Source organism: Xanthomonas sp. NCPPB 3569 (genome assembly GCF_041475645.2).
Classification (GTDB): Bacteria; Pseudomonadota; Gammaproteobacteria; order Xanthomonadales; family Xanthomonadaceae; genus Xanthomonas; species Xanthomonas phaseoli.
In genome coordinates, this window is record NZ_CM192969.1 from 464,960 (window position 1) to 484,414 (window position 19,455).

A 19,455-nucleotide genomic window follows, 5' to 3' on the forward strand; every position below is an offset into this window, starting at 1 on the left:
TAGCGCGGCAGCGCCCATCGTTGCGGCGCATGTCGCGGCGCTGATGCACGCATGACGGCACACAAGCGGTGAGCGATGGCGCGCTCGGTTGCGCGTCATCGTGAAAGGCACGCGAGACATCAGGCTGCGCGAGGTGACTGAACGACTGCAGTGGCACCGCGAACACTGCGTTCAAAGATCCAGCACCAACCGCGGCGTGCGGCTGCGCGAGCAGCACACGGTGATCTGCCGATTGGTGGCGCGTTCGGCGTCGCCGAGCACGCTGTCGCGGTGATCTGGCGTGCCAGCCAGCACGCCGGTCAGGCAAGCACCACACATGCCTTGTTCGCACGACAGCGGCACCTCGATGCCGGCATCGAGCAGGGCGCTGGCGATGCTGCCATCGGCCGGTACCTGCACCACGCGGCCGCTGGCGGCCAGTTCCACCTCGAACGCACTGTCGGCATCGTGGGCGAGGCTGGGCGCGGGGGTGGCGAAGTGTTCGCGATGCAGTTGCGCCGCCGTCCAGCCATGCGCCTTCGCCAGCACGGTGAAGTGGTCCATGAACGCGGCCGGTCCGCACAGGTACAGCTGATCGCGCGCACGCGCCTGGCCCAGTTCCTCGGGCACATGCACGCGTGGGCTCTGCCCGCCATCGCTCAGATGCAGGTGCACCTGCCCATGCGTAAAGCCCTGTTGCAGCCGCTGCGAAAACGCCACATCCGCATGCCGGCGCGCGTAGTAATGCAGCACGAAGGGCTCGCCGCGCGCCTCCAGTGCTTCGGCCATCGACAATAGCGGGGTGATGCCGATGCCGGCGGCCAGCAGCACGTGGCGCTCGCCCGGGTGCAGCGGAAACAGGTTGCGCGGTGTGGAGATGCGCAGGCGGTCGCCAGGCGCGAGCTGTTCGCACAGATGCCGCGACCCGCCGCGCGAGGCGTCGGCCAGCTTGACGCACAGCAGATAGTGGTCGCGCACATGCGGCGCACTGGCGATCGAATATTGCCGAATCAGGCCATCCGGCAGATGCAGGTCGACGTGCGCGCCGGCCTCGAATGCCGGCAATTGCGCGCCCACCGGTTCCAGCCGAATGGCGCGCTGGCGGTGACCTTGGTCGACGACATCGGCAACGCGCACCTCATGCAGGCTCATGCGGGTGTCCTCGGCCGTCAGCGCAGGAAGAAGTCGCTATAGCCCTGGCTGCGCAGCCCGCGGCGATAGGCGATGGAACTGCGATCGGCGGGAATGTGCACTTCCAGCAGCGGGTCCAGCGGCAGATACTCCGGCCGTTGCGCTTCCACCATGGCGCGGTCTTCCTCGAACACGCGCAAGTTGAATGCATGCACGTCTTCCACCGGCAGATGGGTGTCGAAATTGCGCGCGATCGGCACCAGCAGCCGGGTCTTATGCTTGGACACCGGGCTGGCGGCATTCATGATCACCAGCCGCTTGCCCGGCACCGGGAAGTGGATGGTGAGCGTGGCGGTGAACGGCAGATGCACCTCGAAATGACGCAGCCACTGGAAGCTGGGGTCCACCTCCGGCAGCGGCATGTCCACCGAATAGTTGGCCACCGTGCTCAGGTAATCGGCATTGAAACCGGTCGGCGTCTCGGTGGTGGTGTAGGCCGGCACTTCGCGCTTGTCCGGCTGGGCGAAGGTGGCGGTGTGCACGAAGGCGAAATGCGCCACGTCGATGAAGCCCTCCAGCTGGCGCGCGGCGCTTCCGGCGATGTCGAAGGCCGGGCACACGATCTGCTGAAAGCCGTCCTCGTCCCAACCCGGCATCGGCGGAATCTGCACCTCGGCCTCGTTCACCCCGGCCGGCTTGGCCAGGCACACCCAGACCAGGCCGTAGCGCTCGGCCACCGCATAGGTGTGCAGCCGCATCTTGGCCGGGATGTTCTGGCTGGGGCTGGCGGGGATATGGTTGCAACGCCCGCCCGCGCCAAAGCGCAGCCCATGGTAGGCGCACACCACGCCGCCGCCATCGGCCTTGCCCATGCTGAGCGGCACGCCGCGGTGCGGGCAGACGTCGCGTGCGGCCACCAACTCGCTGCCCAGCCGGTACAACACCAGCGGCTCGTCCAGCAGGGTGGCCTTGAACGGCGCCTCGCTCACCTCGCTGCTCAGCGCCACCGCATGCCAGTGCTGGGCCAGGCGCTGCCAATCGGCGGCCTCGAAGGTGCAGTGCAGCGGCAGGGCGGGAACGGCGACATCCATGGGGCGGTCTCGGGCACGAGGCGGGAGCGGTGCCGGATTGACTCTAGGAAGCCAGGGGTGTGTGATCAAACATCGATTTTCAGCCTAGCCATTGCAAAAAATGCAACGCCAACCGAGCCCCGCCGCATGCTGACCTTTTCGCGCTTTACCCGGTATTTCATCGAAGTGGCCCGCTGCGGCAGCATCCGCAAGGCCTCCGAAGTGCTGCACGTGTCGGCGTCGGCGATCGACCGGCAGATCCTCAAGGCCGAGGAAGAACTGGGCGCGCAGCTGTTCGAACGCCTGCCCGGCCGGCTGCGGCTGACCGCTGCCGGCGAGCTGTTGCTGGTGGACGTGCGCGGCTGGGAGAAGGCCTACGCACGCACGCTGGAGCGCTTCGACGAGCTCAAGGGCCTGCGCCGCGGGCATGTGGAGATCGCCATGATCGACGCGCTCAGCGAAGGCGTGGTGCCGGCGGCGGTGGCGGCGCTGGTGCAGGAGTACCCGGGCATCACCTTCAACCTGTCCACCGCGCGCAACCAGCGGGTGATGGAAATGGTGACCTCGGCCGATGTGGATATCGGCTTGCTGTTGGACCCGGTCAGCAGCGTGGATCTGGAAGTGCGCGCGTTCGCGGATATTCCGCTAGGCATTGCGATGCCGGTGGGGCATCCGTTGAGCAGCCGCACCGAGCTGCAGCTGAGCGAGACGCTGGAGCATCGGCTGCTGCTGCCGGCCGCCCCGTTGATCGTCGGCGAGCACGCCAAGGTGCTGTACCAGCGCCAGCACATCGACGTGAAGCGGCTCACCCACTGCAACGACGTGCGCACGCTGCGCGGCCTGGTGCGTGCCGGCGCCGGCGTGGGACTGATGTCGTGGCTGGATGCCGCCCCGGACGTGGCCGACGGGCGGCTGGCCTTCGTGCCGTTTCGCCAGCACCTGACCAAGCCGATGACACTGGCGCTATGCGTGGCGCCGCAGCGGCAACTGTCGCGTTCGGCGCAACTGGCGATCCAGGCGCTGGCAGCGAAGATCGATGCGATGGCGGTGCCGGCGGTGGAGTAGCCCTCTCCGGCCCTCATCCGGCGCTGCGCGCCACCTTCTCCCGCCAGCGGGAGAAGGGAGATCGTCAATGCCGCCTTCCCCCGCCTGCGGGGGAAGGTGCCCGAAGGGCGGATGGGGGCGGTCGGTCTGCACAATCAACGAGCTGCCGACCTGGGCCTGGCCATGCTGCGCCCGGGCGTTCAAGCCCCACCGGCACGCTTCCCTGAGCGGGCGCTGCACGCCACCTCTCCCACCAAAGGGAGAAGCGAGGGGCAGCGGAGCTAACCTCTCGCTCGTTACACTTACGCGGCTCACCCCACACGACACCCGCAGCATGCAATTGATCGATATCGGCGCCAACCTCACCCACGACTCGTTCGATCGCGATCGCGATGCGGTGCTGCAACGCGCACGCGATGCCGGCGTGGCGCAGCTGGTGATTACCGGCGCCAGCCGCGAGCATTCGCCGCTGGCCCTGCAACTGGCGCAGCAACACCCCGGATTCCTCTACGCCACCGCCGGCGTCCATCCGCACCACGCAGTGGAATTCACCGCCGAATGCGAAGCGGAAATGCGCGCCCTGCAGGCGCATCCGCAGGTGGTCGCAGTGGGCGAGTGTGGGCTGGATTACTTTCGCGACTTTGCGCCGCGCCCTGCGCAGCACAAGGCCTTCGAACGCCAGTTGCAGCTGGCCGCCGACAACGGCAAACCGCTGTTTTTGCACCAGCGCGACGCGCATGAGGATTTCATCGCCATCATGCGCAGCTTCGAAGGCCGCCTGGGTGCGGCGGTGGTGCACTGCTTCACTGGCACGCGCGACGAGCTGTTTGCGTATCTGGACCGCGACTACTACATCGGCATCACCGGCTGGCTCTGCGATGAGCGTCGCGGTGCGCATCTGCGCGAGCTGGTGCGCACTATTCCGGCCAACCGGTTGATGATCGAAACCGATGCGCCGTACCTGCTGCCGCGCTCGCTCAAGCCGATGCCCAAGGATCGTCGCAACGAGCCGATGTTCCTGTCGCATATTGTCCAAGAGCTGGCGCGCGATCGTGGCGAGGATGTCGCGGTGACCGCCGCCAACAGCACGGCCGCGGCACGTGCGTTCTTCCGCTTGCCAGAGCCTGCCAGCACCACGAGCGGCTAACACCATGTCGCACTCGTGGCCGCAACGGCGCGCCGGTACCGCAGCGCGCGCGCCGCATGCCGTGCCGGGCCGGCCGTACCTATCGGCGGCGAGCGTAGTGCGGTTGCGCATGGATCTACCTGGATCGGGCCGCGCGGCAGTTACGCCGCCAGCAATTCCCACCCTTGCGCATCGCGCAGGCGCAGGCCGGGTTCTGGCGCGTCCACACTGATGCGCAGGCCGTCGGCCCAGGGCAGTTGCCGTTGTTGCGGAAACCATCGCCGGCGCTGGTCGACCACGATCAACAGGCCGTGGTCATCGCCCAAGGCTGCAAAGCCCTCCAGTGGCGGGGCGAAGGGTTGCAGGCCGAAGTGATGCGCCAGGCTGCGCGTCACCACCTCGACATTGTTGCTAGGCAAGCCGATTTCGCTCAGGCACAGCAGTTCTTCGCCGCCGAACTGGCCTTCACCGGCTGGTGCATCCTGCAAGGCATTGCGCGCGATCAACTCCAGCACTGCGCCATCGGGTCCGGCGAAGTACACCGAGTGCGACTGCCACGCGCCGTCCAGGGCGAAGTGCTTGCGGCCGTGTGGATCGCTCAGCAAGGTGGCGCGTGCGCCAATCCACTGCGCAGCGGCTTGGAAGCGCGACGGGGCCACATTGAAGGCCAGATGCACGCTGCCCACCGGGTGCTGCGCCTGCACGCACTCCAGTGTGCTCCAGCCGATGCGCACCGCATTGCCATGTACGGGCAACTGCAGCACATCGCGGTAGAAGCGCAGGGTCAGGTCGGGGTCCAGGCAGGGCAGTACCAGATGACGCAGATGCATGGCGGCAATGTCGTTGGGAAACCGGCATTGAACGACCTCAAGCGCAGTTGAGGTCAAGCGCTTCATTCTGCGCCTGGTAACCTGCGGTGAGTGAGTGCCAGCCTGCAGGCTGACCTTGCGGACTTTTGTCTGAATTGCTGGTATCTCCCAATTCCAAGATTCACAGCCATTCGCTGCCCGACAGGTCGCTTCATGGCAGGCCAGGCCTTCGCATCCGCAAGCGGGATTTCCGTCGGCGTGGATGCGGCATGCGCATCATTGCCTATGCTTTAAAAAAGCATGGGAGACGTAAAATGGGAAACTGTCTACGCATACCCTCTGCACACATGGCGCCAGAGGTGCGCGAGCATGACACCGCCGACGCGTCCACCAGCAACCCCATGTCGCATGCAGGAAGCCTGACTGCCGGGCCGCAGGAGCACGGCGCCGTCGAGAGTTGCGCCGGAAGCCGGATTGCCGATATGTGGCTGTCATCCCTGGAGCGACCGGCCCGCAGATCTTCCGGGAGTAGAAGCCAATCCACTGCCCAGTCGCGCCTCCAGTCGAAGGCGGAGGAGTTGGCCGGGAAACGCCGATCGATGCTGCAACGCGCGATCATGCTGGATGACCAGTGGCGGCGCCTTCAGGAACGCTGCGCGGGAAGCAGCGCCGGCAGCCGGCAAGCATCCAATCTAAATATTCTCAAGGGAATCATTTCCCGGGACAAACAGGCGTTGGAGAGTATCGGCGATGAAGGTGGCGATATCAGTGATCGTAGCCTTGACCGAATTGATCGCAACCTGCGGAAGTTTGAGAAAAAAATCAGCAATCAAAAAAAATTGGAATCACATCTTGCAAGAGCCAACGATTTCCTGGACCGGCTGAAACGCCTGAAAAACGAACTCTCAACTCGAGGCGATGACCAGGAACTTTTAAAAAAAATCGATTTGAACATACACGGTCTGGAAGCCATCTTGAATGAACTGACGGGTATCGATGCCAATGGTACCGGCATCGAATACAGCGGCTACCGCGGGAATACGATGGCGTACTTCGATAGTGTAACTGCAGCGCTCGAAACGATGCTTCGAAGTCAAGATCCCGGCTATCAGGACTACATGCGACCCGCGCTGGCGGCTGTCCTCAAGGATGGTTGCCCACCAAGCAGGCGGAGGGCAGTAAGCGCGTCTTGAGCACATGCTGGCGACAACGGTGGCATTTCTTGAAGAGCGAGCCTGCAGCGTTTCGATGGTCTGCATGGGACGGCGGTGGGTATTCCGAAGCGGAGCGAGGTACATGCCGGCTTGGTTTTACTACACGAACAACAACCCGAGACCGCCCCAGACTTCGAGGGTCTGGAAAATGACCGGCTTCTACTCAGACGATGTCTGCAGTGAGCGCCGGCCCTCCGCGGTCGGTGCATGCAGTCGGCAATGAGCTAGTGCTTAGGGGCAACATCATTCCAACGGCATCAGGTAAAAACGTCGCTGTAGCGTGAGTCGTGCTGCCAGCGCTAGAGCAACCTTGCCAGCGCCCACAAATGCCGCACCAACGGTGTGGTTTCCAATCCGCCCGGCGCGGCCGCCAGGGCCAGCCGCGCCAGCGGCATATGACCTTCGATATCCAGATAGCGCACGCCGGGCCGCTGCAGCTGCGCGGTGGAGGCAGGCACCACCGAGACGCCCAGCTCGGCGGCCACCAGATTGATGATGGACGACATCTGCGGCGCCTCCTGGGTGATGCGCAAGGTCACGCCGGAGTCGCGGCAGGCGGCGAGGATTTCGTCGTACAGGCTCGAGCCGAAACTGCGCGGAAACAGGATGAAGGGTTCGCCAGCCAGCGCCGCCAACGGCGCACTGTTGCGCGTGGCCAGGGGATGCGCGGCGGGCACGGCGATCTTCATTGGTTCATCGGCAAAGCGCAGCAACTGCAGATCCGCTGGCGTGCTCAGCCCATAGCGCACGAACGCCGCATCCAGGCGGCCATCGGCCAGCCCGACCAGCAGGCTGGCGGTATTGGTCTCTTCCAACAGCAACTCCACCTGCGGCCACTTGCGGCGGAAGTCGCGAATCAAGCGCGGCACCACCGGGCTGAAGGCGGCCGAAGCAGTAAAGCCCAGGCGCAGCCGTCCGGACTCGCCACGCGCCACCCGGCGGGCGGTTTCGGCGGCGCGTTCCACATCGGCAAGCACGCGGCGCACCTCGCCCACGAACGCCTCGCCGGCCGGTGTGAGCTCGGCGCCGCTGTGGGTGCGCCGAAACAAGGGCGTGCCCAGCTCGCGTTCCAGGGTCTGGATCTGCTGGCTGAGCGGCGGTTGCCCAATGCCCACGCGCGCGGCAGCGCGGGTGAAGTTGCCCTCTTCGGCAACGGCGAGGAAATAGCGCAGCTGGCGCAGCTCCATCCATCTGTTCCAGATATGGCAACTGCCACCATCATATATTGGACAGGGGGTGCGGACGGGCGAATACTCGCCTTCCCACGTTGCACGCGCATGACTGTGTCCTCCTCCGATCCTCGCTCGGGCTTGTTGCCTGATCCATCTACGCCCGGCAGTGGCGCCGACGCACCGGCAGCGGTGCGTATTCGCCTGGCGCTGTTTCTGGCCGGCTTTGCGACTTTTTCGCTGCTGTACAGCGTGCAGCCGCTGCTGCCGGAATTTGCGCATGCCTTCAAGGTGGACGCAGCGACCGCCTCGCTGCCGTTGTCGTTGGCGACCGGCGCGCTGGCGCTGGCGATCTTTTGTGCTGGCGCCGTGTCGGAGAACCTGGGCCGGCGCGGATTGATGTTCGTGTCGATCGCGTTGGCGGCAGTCCTCAATCTGATTGCGGCGTTCCTGCCGCACTGGGGCGCGCTGGTGGTGGTGCGTACCTTGTCCGGTATCGCGCTGGGCGGGGTGCCGGCGGTGGCGATGGTGTACCTGGGCGAGGAATTGCCGGCCAGCAAGATGGGGGCCGCCACCGGCCTGTACGTGGCCGGCAATGCCTTTGGCGGCATGAGCGGGCGCATCGTGATGAGCGTGCTGACCGACCACACCGATTGGCGCACCGCCTTGGCGGTGTTGAGCGTGTTCGATCTGCTGTGCGCGCTGGCGTTCTTCTGGTTGCTGCCACCGTCGCGCAACTTCGTGCGCCGGCACGGCATCAACCTGCGCTTCCATCTGCGCGCCTGGGCCGGGCATCTGCGCGATCGCAACCTGCCGTTTTTGTTCGCGCTGCCGTTCCTGTTGATGGGTGTGTTTGTGTGCCTGTACAACTACGCCGGCTTTCGCCTGGGCGGGCCGGAATTCGGCCTGAGCCAGAGCCAGATCGGCATGATCTTCAGCGCCTATGTGTTCGGCATCGTCAGTTCCTCGGTGGCCGGCGCGGCGTCGGACCGGTTCGGGCGCGGGCCCGTGGTCACCACCGGCATCGTGCTGTGCGTGCTCGGCATGGCGCTGACCCTGGCGCACGTGCTGGCGTTGGTGGTGGCCGGCATCGTGGTGGTGACGATCGGGTTTTTCATCGCGCATTCGGCCGCCAGCGCCTGGGTGAGCCGGCTCGGCGGGGCGCATCGCAGCCATGCGGCCTCGCTGTATCTGCTGGCGTATTACGCCGGCTCCAGCGTGATCGGCGCGCTGGGTGGCTGGTTCTGGCAACACGGCGGCTGGGCCGCGTTGGTCGGCCTGTGCCTGACGCTGTTGATGCTGGCCCTTGCGTCGGCGCATGTCCTGCGACAACGCGCAGACGACGCGCGACCCTATGGGCGCTTTGCACTCCATCCTGCGCGAGGTGAGTGATGCAGATCGAGCGACTCGATCATCTGGTGTTGACCGTGGCCGATGTGGACGTCACCTGCGCGTTCTATGCACGCGTGCTCGGCATGCAGGTGATCAGCTTCGGCGAGGGACGGCGTGCGCTGGGGTTCGGGCAACAGAAAATCAATCTGCATGCGGCCGGGCGCGAGTTCGAACCGAAGGCGCAACGACCGACACCCGGCTCTGCCGATCTGTGCCTGATCACCACGACCCCATTGGCGCAGGCAGAAGCAGAGTTGGTTGCCGCCGGCGTGAGCATCGAACAGGGCCCGATCCAGCGCACAGGCGCCACCGGGCCTTTGCTATCGGTGTATTTCCGCGACCCGGACGGCAATCTGATCGAGGTCAGCAATCTGCTGTAACGGCGGGCTGCTGCGTCATCTGCGCAGCGCGGTGGGGATGTGCCGCTCGTACCTGCGCCAGCGCCCGTCATCGCGACGGCGCACTGCGCTTGCCGTGCATGCGTTGCGGCGTGATCAGCGCTGACGGATCTTGCGCGAGGGTGGCCAGCAATCGCGCGCGGCGGCGTTCCAGGTCGGCCAGCTGGCGCTCGATCAACTGTAGCCGTTGGCGATACGCCGGCAGGGCTTCCGGGCACAACGGCGCGCCTTCCACCAGCCGCATGCAATCGGGAAACCGGCGGATGTCTTCCAGGCTGAAGCCGGTACCGATCAGGCGCTGAATCTGCCGTACCTGCGTCACGCAGCTGGCCGCAAACAGCCGATAGCCATTGGCGCTGCGCGAGGAGGTCAGCAAGCCCTGGGCATCGTAGTGGCGGAGCGAGCGCACGCTGACGCCAGTCAGCTGCGCCAGCGCGCCGATGCGCATGTCAGCGTTGGAAGAGGTGGCCATCTGCCAAGCATACGTGGCACGCAGCGCTTGACCCTCACATTGGTGTGAGGCCCGACGATGCCGTCTTCCCTGTCCTGCAAGGCATCTCCATGTCCGTTCGACCCGCTTCACTTGCCAGTGCCCGCTGGTGGCAGCGCGCGCTGGCGAGCCTGCTGCTGTGTGTCTGCGCCATCGCGTCAGCAAGCCCATCTACCACCGCCAACCCGCGCAGCTACCAGGTCGCTGCTCCAGATGGCGTGGCCCTGGCCGTGCAGGAGCACGGCGCCACCGACGGCCCGGCCATCGTCTTCGTGCACGGCCTGCTCGGTAGTCGCATCAATTGGGATGCACAGCTGGCCGACCCGCAGCTGCAGGGCTACCGGTTGATCACCTACGACCTGCGCGGCCACGGGCTGTCCGGCAAGCCGGCCGCCGCGTCGGCGTATCAAGAGGGTATGCGTTGGGCCGACGACCTGGCTGCCGTGTTGAAGGCGGCCGATGCGCGCGAGGCGGTCCTGGTGGGCTGGTCCCTGGGCGGCGCGGTGATCAGCAACTACCTGAGCCGATATGGCGATACCGGGCTTGCCGGCGTGGTGTACGTCGACGGTGTGATCGAACTGCGCGCCGAGCAGCTGGGCACGCATCCGGCGGTCTATCGCGACCTGGTTTCGCCCGACCTGCGCACGCACCTGCAGGCGGTGCAGGATTTCCTGCGGCTGTGCTTTGCCACCCAACCGCCGGTGCCGGTGTTCGAGACCTTGCTGGCCAATGCATCGCTGGCCTCGTGGGACATGCAGCGTGCCGTGCAGGGCATGTCGATCGATGTCGCCGGCCTGCAGCGCACGCACCTGCCGGTCCTGCTGATGTACGGCGTGCGCGATGCCCTGGTCGCCACCGAGCCGACCTTGGCGCGTGCGCGCCAGCTGCAGCCGCGCGCGCAGACCGTGCTGTATCCGGATGCCGGGCACGCGCCGTTCCTGGAGGACAGCGCGCGCTTCAATCAGGATCTGCTGCGCTTTGTCGAACACAGGCGCGCCGCGCCTTGAGCTCGGCTGCCACGGCGTGGCCGACCGCGCGGACGGATCGCACCAACTGCGCAGCCACAACGGGATGCCGTACCGTCTGCGTGCTGCATCCAGGGCGGCGCGTTGCGCGTATTCGGTCTGTCTCTTCACTCGTCGACGACGGTGTGATGTGCACAGCTATGTGCGACCAAGCGCGCCGGTCTGGCGGCCGACACGGCGCCGCAGCGGGCCTGGCACGTGGCGCTGGCGCAACGTGCTCCCATGGCTTTCCGGAACGACCACATGACCGCTGTCCCTGCCCACGACGACCACGCGCTACAGGACTTTATCGAGCGCCATCAGCGCCTGTTCGTGCTGACCGGTGCCGGCTGCAGCACCGATTCGGGCATTCCCGATTACCGGGATCTGCAAGGCGGCTGGAAGCGTCCACAGCCGGTGACATTCCAGGCGTTCATGGGCGAGCTGTCCACGCGGCAGCGCTATTGGGCGCGCAGCCTGGTCGGCTGGCCGCGCTTCGGTCTGGCGCAACCCAATGCCACCCATCACGCGCTGGCTGCGCTGGAAGCGCGCGGCCAGTTGGAAGTGCTGCTCACCCAGAACGTGGACCGCCTGCACCAGGCCGCCGGCAGCCAGGCGGTGATCGATCTGCACGGCCGGCTCGATGTGGTGCGCTGCATGGGCTGCGAGCGCCGCATGCCACGCACCGAATTTCAACTGTTGCTCGAGCAGGCCAATCCCGGCTGGGCAGCGCTTGAGGCCGCGCAAGCACCCGACGGCGATGCCGATCTGGACGATGTGGCCTTCGAGCATTTCGTGGTGCCGCCGTGCCCGGCGTGCGGTGGCGTGCTCAAGCCGGATGTGGTGTTCTTCGGCGAGAACGTGCCGCGCGAGCGGGTGGAGCGCGCCTTTGCGCATCTGCACGCTGCCGACGCCGTGCTGGTGGTGGGCTCGTCGTTGATGGTGTATTCGGGGTTTCGTTTCGTGCAGACCGCCGCGCGCAATGGCTTGCCGATCGCCGCGCTCAACTTCGGGCGCACGCGCGCCGACGCGCTGCTCACGCTGAAGGTGGAGCAGTCGTGCGCGCAGGCGCTGGCCTTCCTGCACGCGCCGCCGGACCTGCCGCGTGGGCGCAGCGTCAATGACGCCAGTGCGCGCTCTGCATGACGCAGTGATCCATCGCAGCGGTTGTGCCGGCGCGCGCGGCGCAGTGCAATAAGCACCCCATGTCAGCTGTGGATGCCGCCTTGAGCCAGTTGTTCTCTCCCATCTCCTTCGGTCCGCTCGCGCTCGCCAACCGCATTGTCATCGCGCCGATGTGCCAGTACTCGGCACAGGACGGCTGCGCCAGCGACTGGCACCGCATCCACCTGGGCACCTTGTCGCAATCCGGCGCTGGCTTGCTGATTCTCGAAGCGGCGGCGGTGGTGCCGGAGGGGCGCATCAGTTACGCCGATCTTGGGTTGTACGACGACGCGACCGAGCAGGCCCTGGCCGAGGTACTGCAATCGGTACGACGCTGGTCGCCGATGCCGATCGGCATCCAGCTGGCGCACGCCGGCCGCAAGGCGTCGACCGATCTGCCGTGGAAAGGCGGCGAGGCCATCGCACCCGATCACGCACATGGCTGGCAGACCGTGTCTGCATCGGCGCTGCCGTTCCGCGCGGGGCAGCCAGCGCCGCAGGCACTGGACGAGGCGGGGATCGATGCGGTGGTGGAGGCCTTTGTCGCATCGGCAAAACGTGCCGAACGGCTGGGCCTGGAGCTGATCGAATTGCACGCCGCACACGGTTATCTGATGCATCAATTCCTGTCGCCGTTGAGCAATCAGCGCAGCGATGCGTATGGCGGGTCGCTGGAAAACCGCATGCGGCTGACGCTGCGCATCTTCGATGCGGTGCGTGCGGCAGTGTCGGAAAAAATCGCCGTTGGCGTGCGTATCTCGGCCACCGATTGGGTCGAAGGCGGTTGGGATGTGCAGCAGAGCATCGCCTTGTCGCAGGCGCTGGATGCACGCGGCGCGCATTACATCCACGTCTCCAGCGGCGGGCTGGATCCACGCCAGCAGATTCCGCTACAGGCGGGCTATCAGATTCCGTTCGCGCAGGAGATTCGCGCGCAGGTGAACACGCCGGTGATTGGCGTAGGCTTGATCACCGAGCCGGCGCAGGCCGAGGCGATTTTGCAGGAAGGCCAGGCCGACGCGATCGCGCTGGCGCGTGGCATCCTGTACGACCCACGCTGGCCGTGGCATGCCGCCGCGGCACTGGGCGCCTCGGTCACGCCGGCACCGCAATACCTGCGTTGCGAACCGCGCGATGCGCGGGGCGTGTTCGCCACCTGATTTGCACCTGACGTCATACCGAACAAGGACACCGCATGCCGATAGGATTTCTGGGCTTGGGCACGATGGGCCTGCCGATGGCGCACAACCTGCTGCGTGGCGGGTTCGCGTTGAGCGTCTGGAACCGTTCGCCCGAACGCGCCCAGCCGCTGCGCGAGGCTGGCGCCACGGTGGTGGAGCAGCCGCGCGATGCCGCGCACGGCCCGCTGCTGTTTTCGATGCTGGCCGACGACAACGCAGTGCGCCAGACCTTGCTGGAGTGCGGCGTACTGGATGCTTTGCCGGCAGGCAGCGTGCACGTCAACATGGCCACCATCTCGGTGGCGCTGGCACATGAATTGACCGCGCTGCATGCCGAACGCGGTGTGGCCTACGTGGCCGCGCCGGTGCTCGGGCGTGTGGACGTGGCCGAAGCCGGCAAGCTCAATATCCTCGCCGCCGGCGATGAAGCGGCCGTGGCTCGCGTGCAGCCGATGTTCGACGCACTGGGGCAGAAGACCTGGTACATCGGTTGCGCACCGGAGCAAGCCAATGCAGTGAAGCTGGCGGCCAACTTCTGCCTGGCCAGCGCCATCGGCGCCATGGCCGAAGCCAGTGCGCTGGCACGCGGTCATGGCGTGGATGCCACGCAATTTCTGGGCATGCTCACCAGCACCTTGTTCGCCGCGCCCGCCTACCAGGGCTATGGCCGGCTGATCATGCAGCGCCAATACCTGCCGGCGGGTTTCACCGCCACGCTGGGGCGCAAGGATGTGGACCTGGCCATCCAGGCCGGCGCCGACAAGCAGGTGCCGATGCCGTTGGGCGAACTGCTGCGCGCAGGGCTGGACGAGGCCATTGCGCATGGCGACGGCAATGCAGACTGGGCGGTCCTGGCGGAAGTCTCGGCGCGGCGGGCAGGGCAGGTGGCCTGATCCGCGTTGCGCAACGCGGATTGAGCCCTGCGCAGGGCACTTCGCGTCGCGCCACGGCGGCCCACCGCTTGCTCACCTCAACATGCAGCAGACCTTCTAAAATGCCGGCTCGTTACAGCCGCCGCTCCAGGGAGGATGCGATGCGACACCTGCATATCACGCTCGGTTCGACCGAGCGCGCGCCGCGCGCATTGGCGTGCGCCGGTGGCACACGATGACCGACGCACCGGTCATCAACCAGGGCCCGGTGGGCCCTGACCATCCCGAGCACCCGGACCATTACCTGTTCGCACAGATCCGCGAAGCGGTCAGCGTGCTGGACGCCGAGTTGGGCAAGCCGGTGGACCAGGCGAGCGAGCGCATGGCCGCGCGCCTGCTGCCGCTGGCCAAGCAGCATGGCTTCGATCAGGTGGACTACGTGGTGCTCAGCCGCCATCTGGGCGAGGTCGGCGAGAACGTGTTCCTGGTACGTGGCGAGCTGTCCGATCCCGCGCATCTGCGTGCACATATCACCACGCAGGAAGCCATGGAAACATCGGTCGACGCATCGCTTGCGCAGCTGGACGAAATCAACCGGCGGCTGATGCTGCGTTTGCCGCCGCGCTGAGAGCCGTTACCAGACCTGCGTGGCGGTGCCGCGTCACCGGCCATCGGCGCGTGATGCGCTTTGCTGCCGCGCTGCACGTCGTTTTGGCCGCACGTCATCGTGCAGCACGAGCGCAACGCGACCACGGTCAGCGTTGAACATCGGCTGGACGGCACACCGTTTCTTGCACCTGTTCGCACTGCAAAAGTTACCGACGCAAGCACTGCGTCGGTGATGTCGTGCATTGGCTATCATGCGCCGATGCGCTCCGACTACATCCTCACCCTGTCCTGTCCCGACCGCACCGGTATCGTCTATCGCGTGACCGGGCTGCTGTTCGACCTGGCCTACAACATCCTCGACGCGCAGCAATTCGGCGACGACGAAAGCGGGCGATTCTTTCTGCGCGTGCATTTCCACAAACCGGCAAAGACCGACATTGCCGCGCTGGAGCAGCGCTTTGCCGTGCTGGCCGACGAATTCCAGATGACATGGCAACTGCACGACGCACGCCGCCGCGCGCGCCTGCTGGTGCTGGTGAGCAAGCAGGGCCATTGCCTCAACGACCTGCTGTTCCGCATGCACAGCCGGCAATTGCCGGTGGACATCGCTGCGGTGGTTTCCAACCACACCGACTTCGCGCCGTTGGCAGCCTCCTACGGCATCGCCTTCCACCATCTGCCGGTAAGCGCCGACACGCGCGCCGCGCAGGAAGCGCAGCTGCTCGCCCTGGTCGATGATCTGCAGATCGATCTGGTGGTGCTGGCGCGCTACATGCAGATCCTGTCGCCGCAGCTTTGCCGGGCACTGGCCGGGCGCGCAATCAATATCCATCACAGTTTCCTGCCCAGCTTCAAGGGCGCGCAGCCGTATCACCAGGCGCACGCACGCGGGGTCAAGATCATCGGCGCCACCGCGCACTACGTCACCGAAGATCTGGACGAAGGCCCGATCATCGAACAGGACGTCGCGCGCGTGGACCACGCCATGACCCCACGCGACCTGATTCGCCTGGGCAGCGACACCGAATCACTGGTGCTGGCGCGCGCAGTACGCCGCCACGTCGAACACCGCATCGTGCTCAATGGACATCGCACGGTGGTGTTTCGTTGATACCGGGAATGGGGAATGGGGAATGGGGAATGGGGAATGGGGAATGGGGAATGGGGAATGGGGAATGGGGAATGGGGAATGGGGAATCGGGAATCGGGAATCGCAAAATCAAAGGCTAGGGGCTTGCCCGGACGGTTCCGTTTCGCAAGCCGATGTGAACCAAAAGCTTCAAACGCGAAGTAGAAAAGACAAACAACGCCCCGCTCCTGCTCTCCCGATTCCCCATTCCCGATTCCCCATTCACGGCTCAAAGCGATACCCCGCCCCATAGACCGAGCGGACCCAGTCCTCGCCGCCGGCATCGGCGAGCTTGCGGCGTAGATTCTTGACGTGGCTGTCGACCGTGCGGTCGGTGACGATGCGGTGGTCGGCGTAGAGCCGGCCCATCAGTTGCTCGCGCGAGTACACCCGCCCGGGAGCGGCGGCGAGGGTGCGCAGCAGGCGGAATTCGACCTGGGTCAGGTCCAGGACGCGGCCATGCACGCTGGCGCGACAGGCGTCTTCGTCGATCTGCAGGCCCGGTGCCGGTGCGCCGTGCGGGTCGTGACGATGACGGCGCAACACGGCCTGGACGCGCGCCACCACTTCGCGCGGGCTGAAGGGCTTGCAGATGTAGTCGTCCGCGCCGATCTCCAGGCCCAGCAGGCGGTCGATTTCCTCCACGCGCGCAGTGACCATGATCACCGGCACCGCGCTTTCCTTGCGCAGGTCGCGGCAGATGTCCAGGCCGCCGCGGTTGGGCAGCATCAGGTCCAGCAACACCAGGTCCGGCTGCTGCGCGCGGAATGCGCCCAGCGCTTGCGCGCCATCGGCAATCCAGTCGTGCGAATAGCCGGCCGCATGCAGGTACTCGCCCAACACCGCGGCCAGGCGCGGTTCGTCCTCGACGATCAGCACATGCCCGAGCGGGGACGCGCTGCTCATGCGGCCAGCGCCGGCAAGCGCAGCACCATGCGCAGCCCGCCCAGTGCGGACGCCTCGGCGTGGATCGAGCCGCCGTGTGCTTCGGCAATGTTGCGGCAGATCGCCAGCCCCAGGCCGCTGCCGCCGTTGGCACGATTGCGCGAGGCCTCGGTGCGGTAGAAGCGTTCGAACAAACGCGCGCGCTTGTCCGCATCCACGCCCGGCGCGCTGTCTACGACCACCAGCTCCAGCACCGCGCCGCGGCGCACGCAGCGCACCTGCACCGTGCCGCCGGCGTCGGTGTAGCGCAGCGTGTTTTCCAGCAGGTTGCCCAGCAGTTGCTGCAGACGGCGCTCGTCGCCGTCCACCTGCAGCGGGCCGGCATCGATCTGCGCCTGCAGCTGCAGCTGCGCGGCGGCAAAGCGCGTGCGCAAGCCGTCCAGCACGGTTGCCAGGATGACCGCCAGATCGAGAGGAGCGCGCCGATACGCCAGCGCACCGACATCGGTCAGCGACACGTCGTACAGGTCTTCGATCAGCTTGCCCAGCTGGCCGACCTGCTGGTGCAGCGACCCCAGCGAGTTGGGTGTCATCGGCCGGATGCCGTCCTGCAGCGCTTCCAGTTCCGCGCGCAGGACCGCCAGCGGTGTGCGCAGCTCGTGGGAGATGTCGGCCATGAAGTCGCGCCGCGCGCGTTCGTTGTGCTCCAGCGCTTGCGCCAGCAGGTTGAAATCGCGCGCCAGCTGACCCAGTTCGTCGCGCGCGGCGGCGTCGATGCGGGTGGCGTAGTCGCCCGCAGCCAGCAGGTGGGTGGCTTGGGTCAGGCCACGCAGGCGCCGCAGCAAGGTGCGCGACAACAGCCAGCCGAGCAGTGCGGCGACCAGCAGGCAGGCGCCGCCGATCGCCCACCACGCGCGTTGCTGCGCGGCGTAGAAGCGCGCGTCCGCCGCCGCCAGCGCCTTCTGGAACGGCAGCATCGCCATCCAGCCGACAGTGCGGCCACCAACCACCACCGGGCGCAGGATGTCGTGGCGGCCGACCTCCGGATTGCCAATCACCGGCCTGTAGTCCTGGTCGAGCAGTGCGAAGCGAAACACCGCACCGGTCTGGTCGGAAATCGGCGGTGCCTCGCGCGGCGGGCCGGGGCCACGCTCCGGGCGCATCAGCACGAACCAGGCATCGGGGTTGTCGCGCACGAACTCCCAGTTGCCGTGCCGCGCGTATTCGGCCCTGACCCGCGGCAAGGTCTCCTGCATGCGCTCCACGCCCTGTTCGTTGAGGTAGTCCAGGAATTGACGTTTGACGAAGGCCTGCACCGCGATGCCGTTGATCAGCAGTACGGCCACGCACGCGGCGAGGATGGCGAGAAACAGCTTGGCGGTGATACCCAGTTTCATCGAAGAGGTGATGCGAAGCGCGGTAACCGCAGCTGCTGCGTATTAGCCGGGTCGGACCAGGGGAAATCAAGCGAATCGACGCCGCTGCCGGCAATCTCCAAATTTGCTGCACATTCGCGCCGTAGCGTGGCCACCTTCGGATAAACCGTGAGTTCGCCGCATGCTGCCCGTCGCCGCCCATCGTTTTCGCACTGCGTCCCTGCGCTGGCTGCTGCTCGCGGCCGTGGCCACGCTCATGGCCGCGTGTTCCTCCAGGCAGCCGCCGCAGATGCCGCAGACGCAGGTCGGCGTGCAGACGCTGAAGGTGCAGCGGCTGGCCGTGGACCAGACCTTGTCCGGCCGCACCGTGGCCTACGTCACCGCGGACGTGCGCCCGCAGGTCGGCGGCATTCTGCGCAAGCGGCTGTTCACCGAAGGCCAGGACGTCCAGGCCGGGCAGGTGCTGTACGAGATCGATCCGGCCAGCTACCAGGCCGCATACGACACCGCCAAGGGCGATCTGGCGCAGGCCGAGGCGGCGGTGTTGTCGGCCAGGCCCAAGGCGCAGCGCTACCAGACCCTGGTCGGGCTGGATGCGGTCAGCAAGCAGGATGGCGACGATGCGTTGGCCACGCTGCGCTCGAACGAGGCGGCGGTGGTCGCGGCCGAGGCGTCGCTGCAGACCGCGCGCATCAATCTCGACTACACCCGCATCACCGCGCCTGTGTCCGGCCGCATCGGCACATCCAGCTACACGCCGGGTGCGCTGGTCAGCGCCGGCCAGAGCGAGGTGCTGGCCACCATCAACCAGCTCGACCCGATCTATGTGGACCTCACCCAGTCCAGCGCCCAGCTGCTGCAGTTGCGCCGCCAGCTCGATGCCGGCCAGCTCAAGGCGGTGGATGGCAAGGCCGAGGTGACGCTGCAACTGGAGGACGGCAGCACCTATGCGCACACCGGCACGTTGGAGGTGGTGGATGCCGCGGTGGATACCGCCACCGGCACGGTGAAGCTGCGCGCGGTGGTGCCCAATCCCGAGCGCGTGCTGCTGCCGGGCATGTATGTCACCGCGAAGCTGTCGATGGCCGTGGACGAACAGGCCATCCTGGTGCCGCAGCAGGCGATCAGCCGCAACAGCAAGGGCGAGGCGGTGGCCATGGTGGTCGGCAGCGACCACAAGGTCGCGCAGCGGGTGCTGACCACCGGCGATGCGATCGGCGACAAGTGGGTGGTGCGCCACGGATTGAAGGCTGGCGACAAGGTCATCGTGCAGGGCCTGCAGAAGGTGTCAGTCGGCGCCGAGGTCAAGGCCGTGGAAGCGAGCCAGGCCGCTGCGGCCGGCACGACCGCCAACGCCTCGCCATCCCCGCAGGACACCGCTGCGGCGGCGCCCAAGGCCGACTGAGGAACCGC

Annotated in this window: 19 protein-coding genes; 12 read left to right on the forward strand and 7 right to left on the reverse strand. The window is 66.5% G+C overall.

Annotated features, from left to right (window positions below; translation table 11 throughout):
• Positions 1–171 precede the first annotated feature (171 nt).
• Positions 172–1,131: a PDR/VanB family oxidoreductase gene (locus ACCQ03_RS01855; protein WP_017157638.1), complete on the reverse strand. Its 960-nt coding sequence runs from the start codon at positions 1,129–1,131 to the stop codon at positions 172–174.
• A gap of 17 nt (positions 1,132–1,148) precedes the next feature.
• The gene (locus ACCQ03_RS01860; RefSeq protein ID WP_057677623.1) at positions 1,149–2,201 is read right to left on the reverse strand and encodes an aromatic ring-hydroxylating dioxygenase subunit alpha; all 1,053 of its coding nucleotides are present in this window, start codon (positions 2,199–2,201) and stop codon (positions 1,149–1,151) included.
• Positions 2,202–2,327: 126 nt separating this feature from the next.
• Here ACCQ03_RS01860 and ACCQ03_RS01865 point away from each other — a divergent pair, with 126 nt between their 5' ends.
• Both ACCQ03_RS01865 and ACCQ03_RS01870 read left to right on the forward strand, forming a co-directional pair.
• Positions 2,328–3,245, forward strand: a complete 918-nt coding sequence (locus ACCQ03_RS01865) for a LysR family transcriptional regulator (protein ID WP_039574137.1) — start codon at positions 2,328–2,330, stop codon at positions 3,243–3,245.
• A 313-nt stretch (positions 3,246–3,558) separates the two neighbouring features.
• Positions 3,559–4,371, forward strand: coding sequence for a TatD family hydrolase (locus ACCQ03_RS01870; protein ID WP_057679511.1), 813 nt, complete (start codon positions 3,559–3,561; stop codon positions 4,369–4,371).
• Positions 4,372–4,511: 140 nt separating this feature from the next.
• Here ACCQ03_RS01870 and ACCQ03_RS01875 read toward each other — a convergent pair whose 3' ends face one another.
• Positions 4,512–5,180 carry a VOC family protein gene (locus ACCQ03_RS01875; protein WP_057679510.1) on the reverse strand — a complete coding sequence of 223 codons (669 nt, stop codon included), beginning with the start codon at positions 5,178–5,180 and terminating at the stop codon, positions 4,512–4,514.
• A 326-nt stretch (positions 5,181–5,506) separates the two neighbouring features.
• Here ACCQ03_RS01875 and ACCQ03_RS01880 point away from each other — a divergent pair, with 326 nt between their 5' ends.
• Positions 5,507–6,352 carry a hypothetical protein gene (locus ACCQ03_RS01880; protein ID WP_209227576.1) on the forward strand — a complete coding sequence of 282 codons (846 nt, stop codon included), beginning with the start codon at positions 5,507–5,509 and terminating at the stop codon, positions 6,350–6,352.
• A 320-nt stretch (positions 6,353–6,672) separates the two neighbouring features.
• Here ACCQ03_RS01880 and ACCQ03_RS01885 read toward each other — a convergent pair whose 3' ends face one another.
• The gene (locus tag ACCQ03_RS01885; protein WP_057679508.1) at positions 6,673–7,560 is read right to left on the reverse strand and encodes a LysR family transcriptional regulator; all 888 of its coding nucleotides are present in this window, start codon (positions 7,558–7,560) and stop codon (positions 6,673–6,675) included.
• 96 nt (positions 7,561–7,656) lie between these two features.
• On the opposite strand from ACCQ03_RS01885, the gene ACCQ03_RS01890 reads away from it, so the two are divergent.
• Positions 7,657–8,934 carry an MFS transporter gene (locus ACCQ03_RS01890; RefSeq protein WP_209227578.1) on the forward strand — a complete coding sequence of 426 codons (1,278 nt, stop codon included), beginning with the start codon at positions 7,657–7,659 and terminating at the stop codon, positions 8,932–8,934.
• On the forward strand, positions 8,934–9,314 hold the full coding sequence (locus tag ACCQ03_RS01895) for a VOC family protein (RefSeq protein ID WP_057679507.1): 381 nt from the start codon (positions 8,934–8,936) through the stop codon (positions 9,312–9,314). The genes ACCQ03_RS01890 and ACCQ03_RS01895 overlap by 1 nt, the downstream gene beginning before the upstream one ends.
• A 67-nt stretch (positions 9,315–9,381) precedes the next feature.
• Here the strand turns inward: ACCQ03_RS01895 and ACCQ03_RS01900 are convergent, their stop codons facing one another.
• The gene (locus ACCQ03_RS01900) at positions 9,382–9,804 is read right to left on the reverse strand and encodes a MerR family transcriptional regulator (protein WP_057679506.1); all 423 of its coding nucleotides are present in this window, start codon (positions 9,802–9,804) and stop codon (positions 9,382–9,384) included.
• 89 nt (positions 9,805–9,893) lie between these two features.
• Here ACCQ03_RS01900 and ACCQ03_RS01905 point away from each other — a divergent pair, with 89 nt between their 5' ends.
• The 6 genes from ACCQ03_RS01905 (at position 9,894) to purU (ending at position 15,763) form a co-directional block, all read left to right on the forward strand.
• The gene (locus tag ACCQ03_RS01905; protein ID WP_150145373.1) at positions 9,894–10,829 is read left to right on the forward strand and encodes an alpha/beta fold hydrolase; all 936 of its coding nucleotides are present in this window, start codon (positions 9,894–9,896) and stop codon (positions 10,827–10,829) included.
• A gap of 261 nt (positions 10,830–11,090) precedes the next feature.
• The gene (locus ACCQ03_RS01910; protein ID WP_017157628.1) at positions 11,091–11,972 is read left to right on the forward strand and encodes an NAD-dependent protein deacetylase; all 882 of its coding nucleotides are present in this window, start codon (positions 11,091–11,093) and stop codon (positions 11,970–11,972) included.
• 80 nt (positions 11,973–12,052) lie between these two features.
• Positions 12,053–13,150, forward strand: a complete 1,098-nt coding sequence (locus tag ACCQ03_RS01915) for an NADH:flavin oxidoreductase/NADH oxidase (RefSeq protein WP_150147529.1) — start codon at positions 12,053–12,055, stop codon at positions 13,148–13,150.
• Positions 13,151–13,185: 35 nt separating this feature from the next.
• The gene (locus ACCQ03_RS01920) at positions 13,186–14,064 is read left to right on the forward strand and encodes an NAD(P)-dependent oxidoreductase (protein WP_057679504.1); all 879 of its coding nucleotides are present in this window, start codon (positions 13,186–13,188) and stop codon (positions 14,062–14,064) included.
• 214 nt (positions 14,065–14,278) lie between these two features.
• On the forward strand, positions 14,279–14,671 hold the full coding sequence (locus ACCQ03_RS01925) for an XVIPCD domain-containing protein (protein ID WP_017157625.1): 393 nt from the start codon (positions 14,279–14,281) through the stop codon (positions 14,669–14,671).
• A gap of 213 nt (positions 14,672–14,884) precedes the next feature.
• Positions 14,885–15,763, forward strand: a complete 879-nt coding sequence (purU, locus tag ACCQ03_RS01930; RefSeq protein ID WP_170922291.1) for a formyltetrahydrofolate deformylase — start codon at positions 14,885–14,887, stop codon at positions 15,761–15,763.
• A 240-nt stretch (positions 15,764–16,003) separates the two neighbouring features.
• On the opposite strand, the gene ACCQ03_RS01935 is transcribed toward purU, so the two are convergent.
• Together ACCQ03_RS01935 and baeS are read right to left on the reverse strand one after the other, a co-directional pair.
• Positions 16,004–16,687: a response regulator gene (locus ACCQ03_RS01935; protein WP_017157623.1), complete on the reverse strand. Its 684-nt coding sequence runs from the start codon at positions 16,685–16,687 to the stop codon at positions 16,004–16,006.
• The gene (gene baeS, locus ACCQ03_RS01940; protein WP_209227563.1) at positions 16,684–18,063 is read right to left on the reverse strand and encodes a sensor histidine kinase efflux regulator BaeS; all 1,380 of its coding nucleotides are present in this window, start codon (positions 18,061–18,063) and stop codon (positions 16,684–16,686) included. Before baeS ends, ACCQ03_RS01935 begins: the two co-directional genes overlap by 4 nt.
• 160 nt (positions 18,064–18,223) lie before the next feature.
• On the opposite strand from baeS, the gene ACCQ03_RS01945 reads away from it, so the two are divergent.
• Positions 18,224–19,447 carry an efflux RND transporter periplasmic adaptor subunit gene (locus ACCQ03_RS01945; protein WP_209227564.1) on the forward strand — a complete coding sequence of 408 codons (1,224 nt, stop codon included), beginning with the start codon at positions 18,224–18,226 and terminating at the stop codon, positions 19,445–19,447.
• Positions 19,448–19,455 lie beyond the last annotated feature (8 nt).